Raw genomic sequence first — 20,198 nt, forward strand, 5'->3', positions numbered from 1 at the left:
TTTCGGTTCGGTTAAGAACCGGTCGCTCACTCAAAGCTGACAGGAATATGAATCACTTCATAAACCTGACTTACTTTAGTGTGAGACTCTTGATACTTTCGCTATCTGATCCGAAGATCAGCTCGCTTCCATCAAGCGCCCACACTTATCGGCTGTTAATTTTTAAAGAGCATTTCTGCGAGAAACCTTCTGTTTCTCAGCAGCGCTGCGTTTTCAGCAGCAGAGAAGCGAGATTATGAACCGTCTTTCTTCGCTCGTCAACAACTTTTTGAACTGCTTCGTTGCGACGGCGGGGGTTCAACTTCGTGTGCGCCGGGGCTCCTACAGCCTACCCTCGACAGCACCGCTTCCCTTCCCTCCCGCGCCGCGTTTCCGTTAGCGCGAAAGAGGCGTGATTGTAGGCAGCCCCCTCGAACTGCGCAAGGGGTTTCTCGAAAAAAATATAAGGCCCCGCACGCTGCCGCGTGCGGGGCCTTATATGGACGCAACCGGGCCGTCAGGCCACACGCACCTGGCGCGCCACTATCTCCATATAGTGATCGAGGTTCGGCGTCACCTTGCCCTCTTCCTTCGCCATATCGTCCCAGCGGCGCAGACGCAGCGCATCCTCCGCGAACGGGCGTTGCAGGAACGCCGCCGTCTCCTCTTCACTGAAGATGCCGCCCTGCAGTGCAAGACTGCGCACCGAATCCGGCGACAGGCTCTCGAAGTAGCCGGCATCCGTCCGGCACAGGCAACGCTTCGCGTCGACGTGCAGCCGGATCGGCTCCAGCACCGCGTCGTTGAACAGCGGCCGCAGGAACGGCAGCACGTAATACTGATGAAGATCGTCGATTCCGCGTGCGCTCGGCGTCTCGCCCTGACGATTCAGCAGATGCCCGAGGTCGTGCAGGAATGCCGCCGCGACCAGCGCGTCGTCGGCGCCCGCCTCCTCCGCCAGCAAGCCGCTTTGCAACGCATGCTCCAGCTGCGTGACCGGTTCGCCGCTATAAGCGACATGGCCATGCTCGCGATACAGCCCGTGGATCTCTTCCACCGTCAGTGCCATCCGCTTACTCCCAAGGCAGCGAAAACGTCTTCAGGTTCGTGAAGCTCTTCATCGCTTCCTGAACGCCTTCCTTATAGCCAAGCCCCGAATCCTTGACGCCGCCGAACGGCGACAGCTCGATCCGGTATCCGGGCACTTCCCAGACATTCACCGTCCCGACGTTCAGCTCGTTCACGAACCGCACGACCGCGGCCGTACTGTCCGTGCAGACCCCCGACGACAACCCGAATGCCGTGCCGTTGCTGATCCGGATCGCATCGTCGATCGTGTCGAACGTAATGACGGGCGATACGGGGCCGAAGGTCTCCTCGCGCACGATCGTCATCGACGGATCGACGTTGTCGAGCACCGTCGGCGAATACAGCGCACCGCGCCGCACGTTGCCGGTCAGCAGGCGCGCACCCTGCGCGAGCGCCTCGCCGACCCGCGCCTCGAACAGCCGCGCCGCCGCGTCGTCGATCACCGTGCCCATTTCGTTCGCGGGATCGAACGGATCGCCGTAATTCCATGCGCGCGTCTTCTCCACGAGCAACTCGGTGAACGCCGGCGCGATCGAGCGCTGCACCAGGATCCGCTTCACGGCCGTGCAGCGCTGCCCCGAATTCCGGTACGAACCGAGCACGGCCAGCAATGCCGCACGTTCCAGATCGGCATCGTCGAGCACGATCAGCGGATCGTTGCCGCCCAGCTCCAGCACGATGCGCCGGTAGCCGGCCCGCGCGGCGATCGCCTTGCCGATCGACACGCCGCCCGTGAAGGTAATCAGCGATGCATGCGGATGCGTGACGAGTTCGTCCGCGATCTCGCGCGGTTCGCCCGTCAGCACCTGCAGCATCGGCTCGGGCAAGCCGGCCTCGTAGAGCAGGTCCGCCAGATAGAACGCCGACAGCGGCACCTTCTCCGACGGCTTCACGATCACGCGGTTATTGGTCGCGATCGCCGGCGCGATCTTGTGCGCGACCTGATTCATCGGGTGATTGAACGGCGTGATCGCGACGATCACGCCGTCGAGCGGCTGCCGCTGCGAGAACACGCGTCGCGCCTTGCCGTGGGGTGTCAGGTCACACGAGAAGCTCTGCGCGTCGTCGCGCAACGCCTCGACCGACGCGAACTTCAGCACGTCGGCGACGCGGCCGATCTCGTAGCGGGAATCCTGTTTCGACAATCCCGATTCGAGCGTGATCAGGTCGGATGCCGCCTCGGTACGCTCGCGCAGCAGCGCGGCCGCGCGTTCGAGAATCTGCGAACGCTCGTAACGCGTGAGCGCGGGCCGGTACGCCATCGCGTAGTCGAACGCGGCGCGCACGTCGTCGACGCTCGCCAGCGGCGCCGTACCGACACGCGTGCCGGTGTAGGGATCGGTGACGTCGAAAACACGGTCGCGCGTCGCACGCGTGCCGCACCAGCGCAGCGCCTCGGCGCGAAACGCGGGGTGATCCTGTCGGGGATGAGCCATCATGACGCGACCCGGTTCAGCACGAAATCGAAAACGTCGAAGTTGCGCGGCCGACGTGCCGGGTCGTCCCGCTCGATCCGACGGTTGAACAGCAACGGCACCTCCTGCTCGGACACGCCGCCGTGCGAACGCAGCGGCACGGTCAGGCCGGACAGGTCGTGTTCGCGCTCGCACGTGCCGAGCGTCATGTCGCGCCGCGCGATCACGACGAGATCGCCGATCCGGTCGGCCGGCAGTTCGAAGCGCGCGGCGGCTTCCGCGTTGTCGAGCACGAGCTCGACGCCGTCGATCCCGCCGACGCGCCACATCGCATCGGTGCGGTCGACATCCGGCGCCAGATATACGGTCGCGAACGAGCCGAGCGCGCCGTGGTGCACGACGTACGGATCGGTGATCGGCAGGATCACGCGCGCGGCCCGCGCACCGAACCAGCCGTCGAACGCGTCCTGCAGATAGATCACGTTCGGGCGGCCGGTTGCCGGATCGTGCTTCGCGTTCATCCCGTGGTCGGCCGTGAGCCCGATCGCCCAGCCGAGCGCATCGAGCTGCGCGAGATAGCCGTCCATCATTGCGTAGAACGCGTTCGCGCCGGCACTGCCCGGCTCGCACTTGTGCTGCACGTAGTCGGTGGTCGACAGGTACATCAGGTCGACCTGGCGCGTCTGCGCGAGCCGCACGCCGGCCGCGAACACGAATTCGGACAGCGCCGCGCTGTATACGTCGGGCGACGGCAGGCCGACCCAGTCGAGCACGTCGACGATCCCGTTTTCCGCGAGATTCGCCTGCGCGGCCTTCTCCGCGGAAAAACAGATGCCGTTCATCTGCCAGCCGAGCAACCGGCGCAGCTTGTCCTTCGCCGTGACGACGGCCACCCGCGCGCCGGCGTCGGACGCCGCCGCGAGCAACGTGCCGGCCCGCAGGTAGGCCGGGTCGTTCATCATCACTTCGGCGCCGCGACCGCCGTCGGCGGCCGGATCCCAGAAATAGTTGCCGCAGATCCCGTGGACCGAGGGCGGCACGCCGCAAACGATCGACAGGTTGTTCGGGTTGGTGAAGGTCGGCACCACGCAGTCGGCGCGCCACGCGGTGCCTGCCGCGATCATCCGGCCGATGAACGGCGCAACGCCCGCCTCCACCGCACGCTCGAGATAGGCGTACTCGCAGCCGTCGACGCAGACCACGACAGTCGGTTCGACCGGCAGCCGGTAGCGCCGGCCATTTACGTCGATGGAACGTCCCGCGAGATCCGTCGACACCTTGCCCGCGGCCGCTTGCTCGCCGGGCAGCCGCAACGCGAACGCGGCGTTCATGATGCCGCCCGCGTGCCGCGCGGCACGCGCGCGGCGATCAGCAGCAGCGCCGCGAGCGACGCCCCGAGCATCAACAGCGACAGCGCCGATGCCGGCAGGTAGTAACCCCGCTCCACCTGGCCGATCACGACGATCGGCACGGTCGCGAAACCCGGCGGGTAGACGGTCAGCGTCGCGCCGAGTTCGCCGAGCGACAGCGCGAAGCCGAGCGCGAGACTCGCACGCAGCGCCGGCACGAGCTGCGGCAGCAGCACGCGGCGCAGCACCATCGCGGGCGGCGCGCCGAGGCTCGCCGCCGCTTCGCGCAGGACGGTCAGTTCCGGCCGCAGCGCGGCGGCCGCGCAGCGATAGCAGAACGGCAGAATCAGCGCGAGCTGCACGAGCACGACGATCGCTGCGGAGCTCGACAAGTCGAGCGGCTTCTGGTGATACGCGATCAGCACCGCGAGCCCGAGTACGACGCTCGGCACGCCGTTCGGCACCATCACGAGCGCGTCGACGAGCGCGCCGAGGCCGCGCCGGTCGCGCCCTTCGAGTGCGAGCGCGAGCCACAGCCCGAGGATCGTGCCGAGCGCCGACACACCGAAGCCGATTTCGAGGCTCGTCAGCAGCGCGTCGTATTCCGGCGACCCGAGCCGCTCGAACCAGCGCAGGCTATAGCCGGCCGGCAAAATCGTGCCCGACCACTGCGTCGACACGCTCGACAGCGCGACGACGACAACCGGCAGCACGAACAGCCAGAAGCAGGCGAACGCGGCCAGCGCGAGCGCGGCGCGCGACGCATGCTTGAGCAGCGTGTCGCCCCAGCCGATCTGGTGGCGCGGCACGGCTGGCCCGATACGGAATTCAGCGGACATCGTTTCCTCCCGTCGCACGCCGGTTCACCCGGCGATAAACCGCATAGAGCGCCAGCGACAGCGCGAGCATCACGACCGCGCCGGCCGATGCGGTCGGCAGGTCGAGGTCGACGGTCGCGCTGCTGTAGATCGCGACCGGCAGCGTCACGAGCCGCGCGCTGCCGAGCACGAGCAGAATCCCGAACTCGTTCAGCGTCAGCAGGAAACACAGCACGGTGCCGGCGGCGATGCCCGGCCACGCGATCGGCAGCACGACGCGGCGCGCGAGCATCCAGCCGGACGCGCCGAGACTGCGCGCCGCTTCGATCAGGCGCAGGTCGAGCGTCGCGAACGACGCGAGCGTCGGCCGCACGACGAACGGCGTATAGAACACGGTCTGCGCGAGAATCACGCCGCCGATGCCGAACAGGAAGTCGAGCGGCGGGTTCTCGAGATGGAACAGCTGCTGCAGCGCGATGCTGATCGAGCCTTGCGAGCCGTACAGGAAAATCAGCGTGAACGCGACGAGGAACGACGGGAACGCGACGTACAGTTCCAGGAAGCGCGTGACGAGCGATGCGCCCGGGAACGGCCTGAAGAACAGCAGCGCGGCCAGCAGCACGCCGAGCACCGATGCGGTGCCGGCGCTCGCGAACAGCACGCCGACGCTCGTCAGCAGCACGTTGCGCGTATCGGGATTGCCGAAGAACGTCCGGTACGCGGCGAAGCTCAGCCCGTGATCGCCGGACACGCTCAGCAGCACGAGCCGCACCAGCGGATAGATGACGAGCGGGCCCAGCACGACGAGCGCGAGCGCAGCGAGATGCAGGTCGCCCATGCGCTTGCGGCGCCGCGCGGCGGCGGCATGCGCGGCGGCCGACGCGAGCGCCTGCGGCGGCAGGCCGGCTTCAGGGCTCGATAAGGACGACATCGTCTGCCTCGCAATGCAGGGAAACGCGCGCACCGCGCTCGGGAGCCGCGCCGCGGCCGCGTTGCATCGTGACGCGCACGGGCTCGTCGGGCGCCGCGTCGATCACGACCGCGATCGACAGGTCCGCTCCCTGCCATTCGACGGACGACACCGTGCCGTGCAGTCCGCCCGCCGCGGGCGGCATCACGGTCAGGCGCTCGGGGCGCACGCAGGCGACCTTGCCGCGCACGTCGTGGCGCGGATCGCCGAGCGGGAAGATCACGTGCGGCGGCAGCAGGTTGGCGGGGCCGAGATAGCGCGCGACGTAGCCGTCCTGCGGCGTGTCGTACAGCTGCTGCGGCGTGCCGAGCTGCGCGATGTGGCCGTCGCGCATCAGCAGAGCGCGGTCGGACAGCACCAGTGCGTCGTCGCGGTCGTGCGTCACGCAGACGACGGTCAGGTTCGGCAGGCGCTCGTGCAGCGCCTTCAGTTCGCTGCGCACCGATGCGCGCAGGTTGGCGTCGAGCGCCGACAGCGGCTCGTCGAGCAGCAGCACGTCCGGTTCGATCACGAGCGCACGCGCCAGTGCGACGCGCTGCTGCATCCCGCCCGACAGTTGCGCGGGCAGATGATGGCCCGCATCGCCGAGCTGCACGAGCTTCAGCGCGTCGGCGACGCGGCGCGTCACTTCCGACGAGGCCATGCCACGGGCGCGCAGCCCGAAGGCGACGTTCTCGAACACCGACAGGTGCGGGAACAGCGCGTAATTCTGGAACAGCAGACCGAGATTGCGCTTGTGCGGCGGCGCATAGGTCAGGTCGCGTCCGGCCACGGTCAGCGTGCCGGTCAGGCCGTCGGCCTTCACGAACCCGGCGATGAAGCGCAGCAGCGTGGTCTTGCCGCAGCCGCTCTTGCCGAGCACGGTCAGAAATTCACCGGCGCCGATCGACAGCGACAGATCTTCCAGCACCGTGCGTGCGCCGTAGCGCACGCTCAGGTGCTCGATCCGCACGCCGCCCGGCGCGCCGGACCGCAGCGTCGCTTGCGGTTCGGCGGCGCCGAATGCGCCGGGATGGGTCAGGGTGGTTTCCACCGGGTTCATCCTCTTGCTCACTAATACAGGCGGCGTATGCCGATCACTTCGGCTTGACGACGTCGAGCTGCTTGCCCGAGCTGCCGATCACGTCCTTCTTCCAGCGCTCGATCCACACCGGCTTCTTCGCCATCACCTGGGTCCAGTCGACCGGGATCAGCTTCACGCCCGCGATCGCCTTCTTGACCGCCTCGCCGTTCTTGCCGGCCAGCGGAACGTCGGTGCGGCCCGGGATGCCGTACATGTCCGGCACCTTCGACTGCACTTCCGTCGACATCAGGTAGTCGATCAGCTTCTTGCCGACGTCCTGGTTCGGGCCGCTCTTGATCAGACCGATGCCGTACGGCAGCTGGAACGTGGTCGGCTGGTCGCCATCCTTCGCGGCCAGGAAGATCGGCTTGACGGACAGCGCGCCGTGTTCGGCGTCGTCGAGGTCCATCTGCAGGTCGCCGTTCGCGACGCTGATCTCGTTGCGCGACAGCAGCACGTTCAGGTAGCCGGTGCCCTTGGTGTGGAACTTCACGCTCTGCGACAGCTTCGCGAGGTAGTCGAACGCCTTGTCCTCGCCCATCAGCGAGGTCGTCAGGATCAGCACGGCCATCCCGTCGCCGGCGGTCGCCGGGTTCGAGTACGCAACCTTGCCGGCATAGCTCGGCGACAGCAGGTCGGCGAACGTCTTCGGCTGGCTCTTCACGACGTCCGGGTTGATCGCGAACGAGAAGTAGTTGTTCACGAACGTCGCCCACGTACCGTCTTCCGCCTTCGCGATCGCCGGCACGTTCTTGTAGTTCACGCTCTGGTACGGCTGCAGCAGGCCCATCTGGCCGGCTTGCTGGATGAACGGCGGCAGCGTGACGATCACGTCCGCCTTCGGCGAGTTCTTCTCGATGTTCGCGCGGTTGACGACCTCGCCGCTGCCCGCCGTCACGATGTTGACCTTGACGCCTTCCTTCTTCTCGAAGGCCGGCAGCACATCGCGATAGAGGTTCTCGAGACCGTCCGCCGTATACAGCACGACCGCGTTCGCCGCATGCGCGGGCAATGCGACGCCCATCAGGCCGGCGACGCCGGCAGCCAGCGCGAGCTTGCGGAACGCGCCGGCAGCGGCGCGCGAAGAATTCTGCAGTGTCATCTCACTTCTCCGTAGGCGGAACACCAGGCGGCCGGGGCACGATCCGGCTCGTTTCAGTCGGGCAGACCGACAACCGGCCGGCCTCGCTGCCGCGCTGCAGGTGGTTTCGCGCGGCAACCGAAGGATCACAGCGTTCGATGACAAAGCCGTGACGCGCGCCACAATTTCCACAAAATGACACATTTCGCCAATATCATGCAAGTCATTCAGAAATGCCGCCCCCCGCGTTTCGTCCGACCTTTGCTGGAGAAAACCATGCCTGATCCGATTCTGCTCACGCCCGGCCCGCTTACCACGTCCGCCACAACACGCCACGCAATGCAACATGACTGGGGCTCATGGGACGCTGCATTCAATCAGTTGACGGCCAGCGTCTGCGCGGACCTCGTCGCGATCGCGCGCGGCGGCGACGAGTACGTATGCGTGCCGATGCAAGGCAGCGGCACCTTTTCGGTCGAGGCCGCGCTCGGCACGCTGGTGCCGCGCGACGGCGTCGTGCTGGTGCCCGACAACGGCGCATATTGCGCACGCATCCTGAAGATCCTCGGCAGGCTCGGCATCGAAGCGATCGCGTTGCCGTTCGGCGAGGACGCAGCGATCGACCCGGCGGCGGTGGAAGCCGCGTTTGCGCGCGAGCCGCGCATCACGCATGTCGCGCTGGTGCACCTGGAAACGAGCGCCGGCATCCTGAATCCGCTCGACGCGATCGCGGCCATGTGCCGGCGGCACGGCAAGCGGCTGATCGTCGACGCGATGAGTTCGTTCGGCGCGCTACCGATCGCGCTGGCGGACAGCGGGATCGACGCACTGGTGTCGGCGAGCGGCAAATGCCTGGAAGGCGTGCCGGGGATGGGGTTCGCGATCGTGCGGCGCGGCGCGCTCGATGCATGCGAAGGCAACTCGCCGTCGCTCGCGCTCGACCTCCAGGATCAGCACGCGTACCTGCGCAAGACGGGCCAGTGGCGCTTCACGCCGCCGACCCATGTGATCGCCGCGCTGCGCGCCGCGCTCGACCAGTATCTCGCCGAAGGCGGCCAGCCCGCGCGTGGCGCGCGCTATGCGGAAAACTGCCGGACGCTGGTCGAATCGATGCGCGCGCTCGGCTTCGCGACGTTCCTCGATGCCAGCGTGCAGGCGCCCGTGATCGTCACGTTCCATGCGCCCGACCACCCGGCCTACGATTTCCGCCGCTTTTACGACGCGGTGCGCGACGCGGGCTTCATCCTGTATCCGGGCAAGCTGACGCAACTGGAGACGTTCCGTGTCGGCTGCATCGGCGCGATCAATGCCGGCGACATCCGGCGCGCGGTCGCGGCGATCGCGCAGGCGCTCGAATCGCTCGGGATTGCCATGCAGCGCGCGTGAGCGCAAATGCGTAAGCCGGCCCGCAATCCGGCGGCAGAAATAAAAACGCCCGGCGACCCAAGGTCGCCGGGCGAATGCACCGAGCGTGCGTGGGGCTGGTACTTACAATTCGATCCGCTTGATGTCGCCGACGACGAAGATGTAGGACAGCGCACCGATCAGCGCGATCACGCCGATGAACACCAGCGCCCCGACGAACGATCCCGTCGACGCGACGATGAAGCCGACGACGAGCGGCGTGACGATCCCCGCGAGGTTCGCCGCGAAGTTGAAGATGCCGCCCGTCACGCCGAGCAGGCCGTCCGGCGCGATGTCGGACACGAGCGTCCAGCCGAGCGCGGCCATCCCCTGCGCGAAGAAGGCGACCGACATGATCGCGATCACGGCTTCGTTGCTCTGCACGTAGTTCGCGAGAATGATCGTCGACGCGAGCAGCAGGCCCGCGATGATCGGCAGCTTGCGCGCGAGGTTCGCCGACTTGCCGCGACGCAGCAGCCAGTCGGAGAAGATCCCGCCGAACATCACGCCGACCGACGCGGCGATGAACGGCATCACCGCGAAGAAGCCGATCTTCAGCCAGCCCATGTGGCGCTCGGTTGCCAGATAGGTCGGGAACCAGGTCAGGAAGAACACGAGCGTCGAGTTGCCGGCGAACTGGCCGAGGCAGATGCCCGCGAGCTGGCGCTTCTTCACCAGCTTGCCGACCATCGACCAGCTGAACTTCGGCTGCGCGGCCTTGCCGCTCTTGTCGTCGGTCTTGCGCACGCCGTGCACGAGGCCGCCGCCCGCTTCGATGTACGCGAGTTCCTCCGAGTTCGCGCCCGGATGGTTGCGCGGCTCATGGTAGAACTTCCACCAGACGAGGCCGAACGCAATGCCGACCGCGCCCACGACCCAGAACAGCGAGCGCCAGCCGAACGCACCCATCAGCGCGAACAGCACCGGGCTGAAGAACGCGAGGCCGATGTATTCGCCGACGGTATAGGTACCGGTCGCCATCGCGCGCTCGTTCTGCGGGAACCATGTCGCGACGACGCGGCTGTTGGTCGGGAAGCACGGCGCCTCCGTCACGCCGAGGCCGAGCCGGCATGCGAGCAGCGTCGCGATGCCCGGCACGAAGCCTTGCAGGAACGTGCACAGCGACCACAGCGTCATCGACCAGTAATAGGTGACCTTGCTGCCGAAGCGGTCGAGGAACAGGCCGCCGGGCACCTGCATCGCGACGTACGTCCACGAGAACGCGGAGAACATGATGCCCATCACCGCCGCGTTGATGCCGAGCTCCTTGGTGAGCTGCGGCGCAGCCACCCCCAGCACGGTACGGTCAAGATAGTTGATCATCGTGCCGATCGCGAGCAGCGCGAGAATCTTGTAGCGCGCCGAGGTCCGCCGGACCGTGCCGGCCGCCTGCGCCGGCGCGGCGTTCGTGTGGGTGGTGTGCTGCATGGTTGTCTCCTGGGTTCTCTTTTGGATCGAAGGATCAGCGCGCGACGAGCGACTGAAAGTGTTCGAACATCCGCTCGTCGTCCGGCGTACGTCCGGTGAAGATCTCGAACGCATCGACGGCCTGGTACACGGCCATCCCGCCGCCCGGCAGCGTCGCGCAGCCGGCCGCGCGCGCCGCGCGGATCAGTTCGGTTTCGAGTGGGAAATACACGATGTCGGCCACCCACATCCCCGCGTGGAGCAGTTCGGCCGGCAGCGGCAGGCCCGGATGCTTGGCCATGCCGGTCGGCGTTGCATGGATCAGGCCTGTCGCGGCGCGCATCGCGGCCGCGAGATCGCTGCCCGGCGTGACCCGGGCAGCCGGAAAGCGCTGCTGCAGTTCGCCCGCGAGCGTGGTGGCACGCGTGCCGTCGACGTCGAAAATCGTCAATTCGGCCGCGCCCATCTGCAGCGCCGCATGCGCGACGGCCGCGCCCGCGCCACCCGCACCGAGCTGGACGACGCGCTCGAGCGACGCGTCGGGAAGCCCGCGGCGGAACGACTTCGCGAAACCCGACCAGTCGGTGTTGTGGCCGATCCGCTTGCCGTCCTTGAACAGCACGGTGTTCACCGCGCCGAGCGCGCGCGCGTCGTCCGACAGCGCGTCGAGGTGCTCGATCACGCGTTGCTTGCACGGGTGCGTGATGTTCAGCCCGTTGAAGCCCATCCGCTGCGCGGCCTCGAGCAGTTGCGGCAGCGCGTCGACGGTCAGGCCGAGCGCGTCGAGATCGATGCGCCGGTACACGTAGCCGAATCCCTGGCGGAATCCTTCTTCCTCATGCATCGCGGGCGACAGCGAACCGGCGATGCCCTGGCCGATCAGGCCGATCAGAAAAGACGGGCGGCTCATCGTGCGGCTCCCTGGGCAAAAAGGGTCGACAGGCGCTGCAGCGCGAATACGTAGCCTTCGGTGCCGCAGCCGCAAATCACGGCCTCGGCCACCGCCGACACATACGAGTGGTGTCGGAACGCCTCGCGGCGATGCACGTTGGAGATATGCACCTCGATCACCGGCTTCGCGATCGCGGAAAGCGCATCGGCCAGCGCGACCGACGTGTGCGTATAGGCAGCCGGGTTGATCACGATGCCGTGCGTGTCGTGACGCGCGGCATGCAGCCAGTCGATCAGTTGGTGCTCGGCGTTCGACTGGCGGAAGTCGATCTCCAGCCCGAGCCCGTCGGCCGCCGTGCGGCAACGCTGCTCGAGGTCGGCGAGGGTTTCCGCGCCGTAGATGTGGGGCTCGCGGGTCCCCAGCAGATTCAGGTTCGGGCCGTTCAGTACCAGCACCTTGTGCTTGCTCATGACGATTTCTGCTCTTAAAAAAAGGGGGCGGAACCCTGCCGGATGCGCCCGGGTGTCAGGAAGTTGGTGCTAGTGTGCGCCGGCATGCACGCGCTGTCTTTTCGGGTTTTCGCTTATTTGTACCATCTAGTTAGTTTGTATAATTCGTCTCACTTCCCTAGTAAATTCGGGATATGGCGTTCGCCGTGAATTCAACGACTGGTTCATTCGGGTCCGATCGGTCGACGCCCCACCCCGCTCATCCGCAGGATTCGCCCATGCAGCGCTCGATCGCCACCGTGTCACTGTCCGGCACACTCGCCGAGAAGCTCGCCGCCGTCCAGGCCGCCGGCTTCGACGGTGTCGAAATCTTCGAGAACGACCTCGTCTACTTCGACGGATCGCCCGCCGACGTGCGGCGCATGGCCGCCGATCTCGGCCTCGACATCGTGCTGTTCCAGCCGTTTCGTGACTTCGAGGGCGTGAGCCCGGCCCAGCTCGCCCGCAATCTCGACCGCATCCGGCGCAAGTTCGACGTGATGCACGCGCTCGGCACCGACCGCATCCTGGTGTGCAGCAACGTGTCGCCCGACACGATCGCGGACGACGCGTTGCTGGTCGACCAGCTCGGCGCGCTCGCCGAAGCCGCGCGGCAGGCCGGCGTGGTCGCCGCGTACGAGGCGCTCGCGTGGGGTCGCGTCGTGAAGCGGTACGGCCATGCCTGGCAGCTCGTGAATGCGGTGAACAGCCCGCACCTCGGCCTCGCGCTCGACAGCTTCCATACGCTGTCGCTCGACGATTCGCCGGATGCGATCGCCGATATCCCCGGCGACCGGATCGCGTTCGTGCAGATCGCCGATGCGCCGAAGCTCGCGATGGACGTGCTCGAATGGAGTCGCCACTTCCGCTCGTTCCCCGGCCAGGGCGACTTCGACCTCGCCCGCTTCACGGCTCGCGTGATCGAGTCCGGCTATACAGGGCCGCTGTCGCTCGAGATCTTCAACGACGGCTTCCGCGCCGCGCCGACCGCGATCACGGCCGCCGACGGCCACCGCCCGCTGCTCTACTCGGAAGAACTGACGCGCGCTCGGCCCGCGCAGGACGGCCCCGCGCCGGCCGCCGACCAGCCGCTGTTCGCGCCGCCGGCGCCGCCCGCGCACGTCGGGTTCCAGTTCATCGAATTCGCGGTCGACGCGCAGGCGGCGGCCACCGTCGGCGCATGGCTCGGCCGGATGCGGTTCCGGCTCGCGGGCCGCCATCGCTCAAAGGACGTGACGCTGTTCCAGCACGGCGCCGCCTCGATCGTGCTGAACGCCGAGCGCGACTCGTTCGCCGATGCGTTCTTCCAGCAGCACGGGTTGTCGCTCTGTGCGTCGGCGTTTCGCGTCGACGATGCGAAGGTGGCGTTCGAACGCGCGGCCGGCTTCGGCTACGCGCCGTTTTCCGGGCGCGTCGGCCCGAACGAGCGCGTGCTGCCGAGCGTGCAGGCGCCGGACGGCAGCCTCGAATACTTCGTCGACGAGACGCCGAACGCGCCGACGCTGTATGAATCGGATTTCGTGCTGACCGACATCGACGGCCCCACCGAGGTCGGCCCGCTGACGGGCATCGACCACGTCTGCCTCGCGTTGCCGGCCGACGCGCTCGATACATGGATCCTGTTCTTCAAGACCGCATTCGGCTTCGAGGCCGAGCGCAGCTGGCTCGTGCCCGATCCGTATGGCCTGATGCGCAGCCGTGCAGTGCGCAGCGCGGACGGCTCGGTGCGGATCGCGCTGAATGCGTCGGTCGACCGCCATACGGCCGTCGCCGAATCGCTGGACCGCTATCACGGCACGGGGCTGAATCACGTCGCGTTCCGGACCGACGACATCGTGAAGGCGGTCGCCGCGTTTGCAGCCGACGGCGTGCCGTTCCTGCGGATCCCGCCGAATTACTACGACGATCTCGCCGCGCGCTACGCGCTGCCGGACGAGCTGATCGACACGCTGAGCGCCCACCATCTGCTGTACGACCGCGACGAAAACGGCGGCGAATTCCTGCATGCGTATACGGAACTGGTCGACAACCGGTTCTCGCTCGAGATCGTCGAGCGGCGCGGCGGCTACGACGGCTACGGGGCGACAAACGCGGCCGTGCGGCTCGCCGCGCAGGCCCAGCGCAGGAAATAAGGAAGCAACGGGAAGTTCGTTCCGGGTCGGAGCACGTGGGAGAACCACGGGCTCCCCGGCGCCAGCCGCGGCGCACGCACCATCGTGGTGAATGTCGCCGTGGCGCCCCGCCCGGCAAGGTTGACGCTTGCGCATCCGGCACGACCGGCCGGCGCGAGTTACATCCGGTAATGCTTGCCGCGCCGCAACATCCGCGCGGTCGCCGCAATTTTAAGAATCGCTTAAGTCTTTCTCGGCACCATCCGCAACCAGTACCCGATGGATATCCCGAAAAGGAGGACAGCGATGAGCGCCGTAGATGCACCCGCGGGCCGCCCGGCCGCCCCCCCTGCGAAAAAGACGATGCTGCGCCGTTTGCTCAGCCATCACGAAATCGCGACGCTGCTCGTGCTGCTGCACGCGCCGATCGGCGCGAATGCCAAAGCCGAATTGCCCGCACTGCAGGAAGCCGGCCTCGTCGAGATGATCAAGCTCGACGCCGACACGGCACCGAGCTTCCGGCTGACCGAAGACGGCACGGCCGTCCTGAAAGGGCTCGGCTACCGCTGAGCCGACCCTTTCCCACTCCCCGTTCCCGCCTCACCCCGATCATCCCGAACCGCCGGCCCGGCCGGCGCGTCACTTCACCCTGCCCGATCCTGCAGCATCAGCCGGTATTCCGTCGGCGTCATGCCGACGGTCGCCTTGAACTGGCGCGTGAACGCGCTGTGATCCGTATAGCCGCATAGCGCCGCCACGTCGGTCACCTTGTCGTGCGTGACGAGCAGCGCCGTGGCCGCGTCGAGCCGCGTCTTCAGCAGCACCTGGCGCGGCGTCAGGTGAAACACCTTGTGGAAGTAGCGTTCGAGCTGCGCGACCGACATCCCGGCCATCTGCGCGAGCTGCTTGAGGTTCAGCGGCTGCACGTAGTGATCCTGGATGTGCTGGACCACGTCGGCGAGCTTGCTGTAGGCCGGATGCGAGCCCTCTTGCGCCTTCAGGTCGCGCGAGATGCCGGCGAGGCCGACCACCTTGCCGGCCGCGTCGCGCAGCGGCTCCTTGCAGGTCAGGCACCAGCCCGGCTGACGGCCCGGATACAGATGCAGCTCGAGCTGGTCCATCAGTTGCTGGCCGGCGTTGATCGTCGCCATGTCCTGCTCGAAATAGGTGCGGCCGAAGCGGCGCGGAAACACTTCGTCGGTCGTCTTGCCGAGCAGGTCGCGCTTGTCCTTGTAGCCGCAGCGCATGGCCAGCGTGCGGTTGACGAGCGCGTAGCGGCCGTTCGCGTCCTTCACGAAGAACGCGACGTCGGGCAGCGCGTCGAACACCGGCTCGAGCAGGCGGAAGTGCGCGAGCATCGCGCCGAGATCGGCGTTGTCGGGCTGGTAGCGCAACGTATCGGACAGGCTCATGGGTGGTGCGGCAAGGAAGGTCGTCATCCCGGCATCTGCGAAGGGAGTGGCTGATGGCGTCGATTATAGGAGTGCCCTCTCGAACGCGTCATGGCGATCGCGGGCAAGCGAGCGGGGCGGCTCGGCGAACGGTGAGACGCGCAATGCGCCGCCGATCGGCGGTGATTCAGCGATCGCATACGTTGGCCCGTAGTGCGCCGTGCGGTTGTGTGCACAACCACCGCGCCGCTCGCGTGTCCGGCAGCGACGATTTCGCGTCTGCCCGCTGCATGTCGCCGCGCGTCGGTCGGCGCGGGCGGCGACATGCAGCGCACTCCGCCGGCGCCGCGACGACGCACGCCCGAACCCGCCATCCTAGAAATGCCGGCGTGTCGCGTCTTGGCGCGTTTGCGCACTACGCATGACGATTTCGGCATATATCAGGGTTATCGACGATATGCCGAAATCGTCGCCGGCTGCGCATCGAACGCGCAAGACGCGCGCATTTTCGCTACCTAGACTTCGCTCAACGGTTACGAGACGACATCCCGCCGCCACCGCGCACGCCGATTCCGGCACAACCCGCGCGGCGCACGGCGAGCCGCACCGCCCTCGCATCGGCGTGCCAACCGATCCGTCTCGCCCGGTTTACCGCACCGGCCCGCTGGCCGGCGGCGGCCCAACCACGCCATCAAGGGGAAGTGAAAGTGAAGCTGAAGGTATCGCACGTCGCGCTGGCTGCTGCCTGCGCACTGTCGGGCGCACACGCCATCGCCGCCGACGTCGTCAAGATCGGTTTCGCCGCACCGCTGACGGGGCCGCAGTCGAACTACGGCGCGGACATGCAGAAGGGCGTGCAACTCGCGATCGCCGATTTCAACGCAACGCATCCGACCATCGGCGGCAAGCCCGTCACGTTCCAGCTCGACTCGCAGGACGACCAGGCCGACCCGCGCACCGGCACGACCGTCGCGCAGCGGCTGATCGACGACAATGTCCGCGGGGTCATCGGCCACTTCAACTCGGGCACGAGCATTCCGGCGTCCGACCTGTACGATCGCGCGGGGCTGCCCCAGATCTCGATGGCGACGTCGCCGCAATACACGGCGCGCGGCTACAAGACGACCTACCGGCTGCTGACGAGCGACGCGCAGGCCGGCCGCATCGTCGGCACCTATGCGGTGAAGTCGATGCACTTCAAGCGCATCGCGATCATCGACGACCGCACGGCCTACGGCCAGGGCATCGCCGACGAATTCGCGAAGGCCGTGCAGGCCGCGGGCGGCACGATCGTCAAGCGTGACTTCACGAACGACAAGGCGCTCGACTTCTCCGCGATCCTGACCAATCTGAAGGGCATCAACCCCGACGCGATCTTCTACGGCGGGGGCGATGCGCAGTCTTCGCCGATGATCCGCAAGATGCGCCAGCTCGGCATGAAGTCGGCATTCGTGACCGGCGAGATGTCGCGCTCGCCGACGTTCCTGAAGGTCGGCGGCGAAGCGGCCGAAGGCGCGATCGTCTACATGGGCGGGCTGCCGAAGGAAAAGATGCCGGGCTTCGCCGGCTACGCATCACGCTACAAGGCACGCTTCAATGAAGACGTGATCACCTACTCGCCCTACGCGTACGACGGCACGATCGCGCTGCTCACCGCGATGAAGGACGCGAACTCGACCGACCCGAAGGTCTACACGCCGTATCTCGGCAAGGTGTCGGTCAAGGGTGTGTCGGCGCCGAGCATCGCGTACGACGCGAAGGGCGACCTGAAGGATGCGCCGGTGACGATCTACAAGGTCGAGCACGGCGCGTTCAAGCCGGTCGACACGATCGCCGGCAACTGATCGCGGGGCGCCTGCCCCGCGCGGCGCGGCAAGCGGTTCACCCCGCCTGCCGCGCCGCACGCGTTTCGGCTCGACGAAGTCCGAAACTTTCCTCGGCGCGCCCCCGCGCTCGCGAATTTCGCGCTCCTGTAGAATCCCCCCACCCGCTTTGACGCTTCGTCTGCGTCGCGCCCCATCCCGGTGCGACGGCGCGTGTTTCGTGCCCCATCCGGCACCCGGCACGCTTCGACGATGCAAGCCGCGCCTTGTCAGTCCATGCCGATAGCGGGCCCTGGAGACGCAGCACCGACAACAACATTCGAAAACCGATCGTCCTGACCATGCAAGCTTCCGAATTGAGCGGCGTGCCTCGCGCCGCCGAACGCGCGCTCACGCGCAGCGACTACAAAACCCTTGGCCTTGCCGCACTCGGCGGCGCCCTCGAGTTCTACGACTTCATCATCTTCGTGTTCTTCGCGCCGGCGATCGGGCAGCTGTTCTTCCCGCACGACATTCCCGACTGGCTGCGCCAGTTGCAGACGTTCGGCATCTTCGCGGCCGGTTATCTCGCGCGCCCGCTCGGCGGCGTGATCATGGCGCACTTCGGCGACCTGTTCGGCCGCAAGCGGATGTTTACGCTGAGCGTGCTGATGATGTCGGTGCCGACGCTGCTGATGGGCCTGCTGCCGACCTTCGACTCGGTCGGCATCCTCGCGCCGGTGTTGCTGCTGCTGTTCCGCGTGCTGCAAGGCGCAGCGGTCGGCGGCGAAGTGCCGGGCGCATGGGTGTTCGTGTCGGAGCACGTGCCGTCGCGCCACATCGGCTATGCGTGCGGCACGCTGACCGCGGGCCTCACGGCCGGCATCCTGCTCGGCTCGCTGGTCGCCGCCGGCATCAACAGCCGTTACTCGGGCGCCGAAGTCACCGCGTTCGCGTGGCGCATTCCGTTCCTGCTCGGCGGCGTGTTCGGCCTGTTCTCCGTGTACCTGCGCCGCTGGCTGCACGAGACGCCGGTGTTCGCCGAGATGAAGGCGAAGAAGGCGCTCGCGGCCGAGATTCCGCTGAAGGCCGTGCTGCGCGACCACGGCCGCGCGGTAATCGTGTCGATGCTGCTCACGTGGATGCTGTCGGCGGCGATCGTCGTCGTGATCCTGATGACGCCCGCGCTGCTGCAGAAGCAGTTCCACCTGACGCCCGCGACCACGCTGTTCGCGAACAGCGTCGCGACGCTGTGCCTGACGGCCGGCTGCGTCACCGCCGGCTCGCTCGCGGGCTGGATCGGCGCGAAGCGCGTGCTCGGCATCGGCGGCTTGGTGCTGGCCGCGTGCTACTACCTGCTGTTCGTGCAGGTCGCGGCCGACGCGTCGACGCTGCCGCTGTACTACGGGATCGCCGGCTTCGCGGTCGGCACGATCGGCGCGGTGCCGTTCGTGATGGTCCGCAGCTTCCCGGCCGTCGTGCGCTTCTCGGGCATCTCGTTCTCGTACAACGTCGCGTATGCGATCTTCGGCGGCCTCACGCCGGTGATCGTGTCGCTGATGATGAAGTCGAATCCGCTCGCGCCGGTCGTGTACGTCGCGGCGATCTGCGTGCTCGGCGCGATCGCCGTGCAGTTCTCGAAGGATGCGCCGGATCTGAACGACGCACGCTGAACGTCGGCGCGCACGCGCCGGCTGCATGAACGAAGGGCCGAATCCCGCGGCGTGCGGGATTCGGCCCTTCTGTTTTGCTTTAGTGCGACGACGTGCGCGCGTTGCCCGCTTCAGCTCGACTCAGCGCAGCGCGCCATACGACGAACTCGGCCGGCGCAGCGCGTCGATGCTCGCGCCGCCGGCGCCGGTCACGAACAGCAGCAGGAAGCCGCCGGCGATCGCGACGTTCTTCCAGAAGTGGATCACCATGTCGTGCTGGACCGCTGCGTCGGTCGCGTCCCAGAAATTGTGCCCGACCATCGCGGTCGCGATCGTATAGAACGCCAGCAGCAACGCGAGCGGCCTCACCTTGTAGCCGACGATCAGCAGCAGGCCGCCGAGCGCTTCGATCGTGACGACGATCGGGCCCATCACCTGCGGATAGGGCACGTTCAGCGCGTGCAGATAGCCGATGAAATCGCTGTAGCCGAGCAGCTTCATCACGCCGCCCCACAAGAACAACGCCGCCAGCGCCAGGCGCGCGAAAAAAATGACGCCGGAATCGACGGAACGCGCCATGCCTCTCTCCTCGTATGCAATTCGGCCGTCCGCACGGGGCACACCCATGCGGTTCGGGGCCGCGTGGCCCTGCGGGGCCCGCGGCAAATGGGCCAGCATAGAGGGTCTTTCCGCGGTGTCCAAGAAAAAGGTTGTAGCAAATCTTTACACTGCTGCGGCGGCGCAGGCACGGCGGCGCCGCGAAAAACGGCGATCGGCCTGTGCCGCAAATAAAGGGATGTGGCCCTAAGCCGCATCGCTCAACAGCACGCCTTTCTTGAACAGAAAGCAGCCGTAGCCGCGCAGCTCGCCGGTGACGATCACCGCGTAGGCCTGCTGCGCGCGCTCGTAAAACGCGAAACGATCGATGCCCGCGAGCGGCACCGCGCGCCCTTCCGCGCGATCGATCTCGGCCTGCACCTCGCGCTGCACGGGCGGCACCGCGGCCGGATCGCCGACGACTTCCATCCGCCACGCGGGCGTGTCGACGAACGTGTCGAGCGGCAGCACGGACAGCACCGCGCGCGCGACGCGCGCCGAATCGGCGCCGTCGATGCGCAGCGCGCGGCCGACCACCGTGTGCTCGGCGACGGATTCCGCCGGGAAATTCGCATCGCAGATCGCCACTTCATCTCCGTGGCCCATCGCGCGCAGTGCGTGCAGGATGTCGGCGTGCAGCAGCGGATCGAGATTCTTCAGCATGTCGGCTAGTCTCCGGGATCAGGAACG

Annotated in this window: 18 protein-coding genes; 5 read left to right on the forward strand and 13 right to left on the reverse strand. The window is 67.1% G+C overall.

Features of this window, described 5'->3' with window-relative positions; translation table 11 throughout:
* Window positions 1-496: 496 nt before the first annotated feature.
* From F3J14_RS00010 to phnS, 7 genes are read right to left on the reverse strand one after another with little or no spacing between them, the layout of a single operon-like run.
* Window positions 497-1,048 (reverse strand): phosphonate degradation HD-domain oxygenase, encoded by a 552-nt coding sequence (locus F3J14_RS00010; protein ID WP_166721204.1) that lies wholly within the window; start codon window positions 1,046-1,048, stop codon window positions 497-499.
* A 4-nt stretch (window positions 1,049-1,052) separates the two neighbouring features.
* Entirely contained in the window at window positions 1,053-2,507 is a 1,455-nt protein-coding gene (phnY, locus tag F3J14_RS00015; protein ID WP_166721205.1) for a phosphonoacetaldehyde dehydrogenase, read from the reverse strand.
* Complete coding sequence (gene phnA / locus F3J14_RS00020; RefSeq protein WP_166721206.1) at window positions 2,504-3,814, reverse strand: phosphonoacetate hydrolase; 1,311 nt, start codon at window positions 3,812-3,814, stop codon at window positions 2,504-2,506. Before phnA ends, phnY begins: the two co-directional genes overlap by 4 nt.
* Window positions 3,811-4,671 (reverse strand): 2-aminoethylphosphonate ABC transport system, membrane component PhnV, encoded by an 861-nt coding sequence (gene phnV, locus F3J14_RS00025; RefSeq protein ID WP_006754424.1) that lies wholly within the window; start codon window positions 4,669-4,671, stop codon window positions 3,811-3,813. The genes phnA and phnV overlap by 4 nt, the downstream gene beginning before the upstream one ends.
* A complete protein-coding gene (phnU, locus tag F3J14_RS00030) occupies window positions 4,661-5,581 on the reverse strand; it encodes a 2-aminoethylphosphonate ABC transporter permease subunit (RefSeq protein ID WP_166721207.1) in 921 nt (306 codons plus the stop codon). The genes phnV and phnU overlap by 11 nt, the downstream gene beginning before the upstream one ends.
* A complete protein-coding gene (gene phnT, locus F3J14_RS00035) occupies window positions 5,559-6,662 on the reverse strand; it encodes a 2-aminoethylphosphonate ABC transport system ATP-binding subunit PhnT (RefSeq protein ID WP_166721208.1) in 1,104 nt (367 codons plus the stop codon). Before phnT ends, phnU begins: the two co-directional genes overlap by 23 nt.
* Before the next feature lie 34 nt (window positions 6,663-6,696).
* Window positions 6,697-7,785: a 2-aminoethylphosphonate ABC transporter substrate-binding protein gene (phnS, locus tag F3J14_RS00040; RefSeq protein ID WP_166721209.1), complete on the reverse strand. Its 1,089-nt coding sequence runs from the start codon at window positions 7,783-7,785 to the stop codon at window positions 6,697-6,699.
* A 255-nt stretch (window positions 7,786-8,040) separates the two neighbouring features.
* Between phnS and F3J14_RS00045 the strand changes: the two genes are divergently transcribed.
* On the forward strand, window positions 8,041-9,150 hold the full coding sequence (locus F3J14_RS00045) for a 2-aminoethylphosphonate--pyruvate transaminase (protein WP_166721210.1): 1,110 nt from the start codon (window positions 8,041-8,043) through the stop codon (window positions 9,148-9,150).
* Between the two features lie 102 nt (window positions 9,151-9,252).
* Here the strand turns inward: F3J14_RS00045 and F3J14_RS00050 are convergent, their stop codons facing one another.
* The 3 genes from F3J14_RS00050 to aroQ are packed head-to-tail and all read right to left on the reverse strand — an operon-like array spanning window position 9,253 to window position 11,937.
* The gene (locus F3J14_RS00050; protein ID WP_166721211.1) at window positions 9,253-10,596 is read right to left on the reverse strand and encodes an MFS transporter; all 1,344 of its coding nucleotides are present in this window, start codon (window positions 10,594-10,596) and stop codon (window positions 9,253-9,255) included.
* 34 nt (window positions 10,597-10,630) lie between these two features.
* Window positions 10,631-11,485 (reverse strand): shikimate dehydrogenase, encoded by an 855-nt coding sequence (locus F3J14_RS00055; protein WP_166721212.1) that lies wholly within the window; start codon window positions 11,483-11,485, stop codon window positions 10,631-10,633.
* Window positions 11,482-11,937 (reverse strand): type II 3-dehydroquinate dehydratase, encoded by a 456-nt coding sequence (gene aroQ, locus F3J14_RS00060; RefSeq protein ID WP_006756352.1) that lies wholly within the window; start codon window positions 11,935-11,937, stop codon window positions 11,482-11,484. Before aroQ ends, F3J14_RS00055 begins: the two co-directional genes overlap by 4 nt.
* A gap of 257 nt (window positions 11,938-12,194) precedes the next feature.
* Between aroQ and F3J14_RS00065 the strand changes: the two genes are divergently transcribed.
* On the forward strand, window positions 12,195-14,087 hold the full coding sequence (locus F3J14_RS00065; RefSeq protein WP_166721213.1) for a sugar phosphate isomerase/epimerase and 4-hydroxyphenylpyruvate domain-containing protein: 1,893 nt from the start codon (window positions 12,195-12,197) through the stop codon (window positions 14,085-14,087).
* Window positions 14,088-14,372: 285 nt separating this feature from the next.
* Window positions 14,373-14,636 (forward strand): hypothetical protein, encoded by a 264-nt coding sequence (locus tag F3J14_RS00070; protein WP_166721214.1) that lies wholly within the window; start codon window positions 14,373-14,375, stop codon window positions 14,634-14,636.
* Between the two features lie 74 nt (window positions 14,637-14,710).
* Here F3J14_RS00070 and F3J14_RS00075 read toward each other — a convergent pair whose 3' ends face one another.
* On the reverse strand, window positions 14,711-15,505 hold the full coding sequence (locus F3J14_RS00075; RefSeq protein ID WP_166721215.1) for an AraC family transcriptional regulator: 795 nt from the start codon (window positions 15,503-15,505) through the stop codon (window positions 14,711-14,713).
* A 659-nt stretch (window positions 15,506-16,164) separates the two neighbouring features.
* On the opposite strand from F3J14_RS00075, the gene F3J14_RS00080 reads away from it, so the two are divergent.
* Together F3J14_RS00080 and F3J14_RS00085 are read left to right on the forward strand one after the other, a co-directional pair.
* Entirely contained in the window at window positions 16,165-17,301 is a 1,137-nt protein-coding gene (locus F3J14_RS00080) for a branched-chain amino acid ABC transporter substrate-binding protein (RefSeq protein WP_166721216.1), read from the forward strand.
* A gap of 320 nt (window positions 17,302-17,621) precedes the next feature.
* On the forward strand, window positions 17,622-18,932 hold the full coding sequence (locus F3J14_RS00085) for an MFS transporter (RefSeq protein ID WP_166721217.1): 1,311 nt from the start codon (window positions 17,622-17,624) through the stop codon (window positions 18,930-18,932).
* 120 nt (window positions 18,933-19,052) lie between these two features.
* Here F3J14_RS00085 and F3J14_RS00090 read toward each other — a convergent pair whose 3' ends face one another.
* Together F3J14_RS00090 and F3J14_RS00095 are read right to left on the reverse strand one after the other, a co-directional pair.
* Window positions 19,053-19,490, reverse strand: coding sequence for a DoxX family protein (locus F3J14_RS00090; RefSeq protein WP_166721218.1), 438 nt, complete (start codon window positions 19,488-19,490; stop codon window positions 19,053-19,055).
* A gap of 225 nt (window positions 19,491-19,715) precedes the next feature.
* Window positions 19,716-20,171: an RbsD/FucU family protein gene (locus F3J14_RS00095; RefSeq protein WP_006752322.1), complete on the reverse strand. Its 456-nt coding sequence runs from the start codon at window positions 20,169-20,171 to the stop codon at window positions 19,716-19,718.
* Between the last annotated feature and the right edge of the window lie 27 nt (window positions 20,172-20,198).

Origin of the sequence: Burkholderia sp. Tr-862, assembly GCF_011753085.1 — a bacterium.
Classification (GTDB): domain Bacteria; phylum Pseudomonadota; class Gammaproteobacteria; order Burkholderiales; family Burkholderiaceae; genus Burkholderia; species Burkholderia ambifaria.

What these genes read in the sequence shown, in the direction of transcription:
- F3J14_RS00010 (WP_166721204.1), bottom strand. Translation starts at nt 1,048, where the DNA reads ATGGCACTGACGGTGGAAGAGATCCACGGGCTGTATCGCGAGCATGGC.
- phnY (WP_166721205.1), bottom strand. Translation starts at nt 2,507, where the DNA reads ATGATGGCTCATCCCCGACAGGATCACCCCGCGTTTCGCGCCGAGGCG.
- phnA (WP_166721206.1), bottom strand. Translation starts at nt 3,814, where the DNA reads ATGAACGCCGCGTTCGCGTTGCGGCTGCCCGGCGAGCAAGCGGCCGCG.
- phnV (WP_006754424.1), bottom strand. Translation starts at nt 4,671, where the DNA reads ATGTCCGCTGAATTCCGTATCGGGCCAGCCGTGCCGCGCCACCAGATC.
- phnU (WP_166721207.1), bottom strand. Translation starts at nt 5,581, where the DNA reads ATGTCGTCCTTATCGAGCCCTGAAGCCGGCCTGCCGCCGCAGGCGCTC.
- phnT (WP_166721208.1), bottom strand. Translation starts at nt 6,662, where the DNA reads ATGAACCCGGTGGAAACCACCCTGACCCATCCCGGCGCATTCGGCGCC.
- phnS (WP_166721209.1), bottom strand. Translation starts at nt 7,785, where the DNA reads ATGACACTGCAGAATTCTTCGCGCGCCGCTGCCGGCGCGTTCCGCAAG.
- F3J14_RS00045 (WP_166721210.1), top strand. Translation starts at nt 8,041, where the DNA reads ATGCCTGATCCGATTCTGCTCACGCCCGGCCCGCTTACCACGTCCGCC.
- F3J14_RS00050 (WP_166721211.1), bottom strand. Translation starts at nt 10,596, where the DNA reads ATGCAGCACACCACCCACACGAACGCCGCGCCGGCGCAGGCGGCCGGC.
- F3J14_RS00055 (WP_166721212.1), bottom strand. Translation starts at nt 11,485, where the DNA reads ATGAGCCGCCCGTCTTTTCTGATCGGCCTGATCGGCCAGGGCATCGCC.
- aroQ (WP_006756352.1), bottom strand. Translation starts at nt 11,937, where the DNA reads ATGAGCAAGCACAAGGTGCTGGTACTGAACGGCCCGAACCTGAATCTG.
- F3J14_RS00065 (WP_166721213.1), top strand. Translation starts at nt 12,195, where the DNA reads ATGCAGCGCTCGATCGCCACCGTGTCACTGTCCGGCACACTCGCCGAG.
- F3J14_RS00070 (WP_166721214.1), top strand. Translation starts at nt 14,373, where the DNA reads ATGAGCGCCGTAGATGCACCCGCGGGCCGCCCGGCCGCCCCCCCTGCG.
- F3J14_RS00075 (WP_166721215.1), bottom strand. Translation starts at nt 15,505, where the DNA reads ATGACGACCTTCCTTGCCGCACCACCCATGAGCCTGTCCGATACGTTG.
- F3J14_RS00085 (WP_166721217.1), top strand. Translation starts at nt 17,622, where the DNA reads ATGCAAGCTTCCGAATTGAGCGGCGTGCCTCGCGCCGCCGAACGCGCG.
- F3J14_RS00090 (WP_166721218.1), bottom strand. Translation starts at nt 19,490, where the DNA reads ATGGCGCGTTCCGTCGATTCCGGCGTCATTTTTTTCGCGCGCCTGGCG.
- F3J14_RS00095 (WP_006752322.1), bottom strand. Translation starts at nt 20,171, where the DNA reads ATGCTGAAGAATCTCGATCCGCTGCTGCACGCCGACATCCTGCACGCA.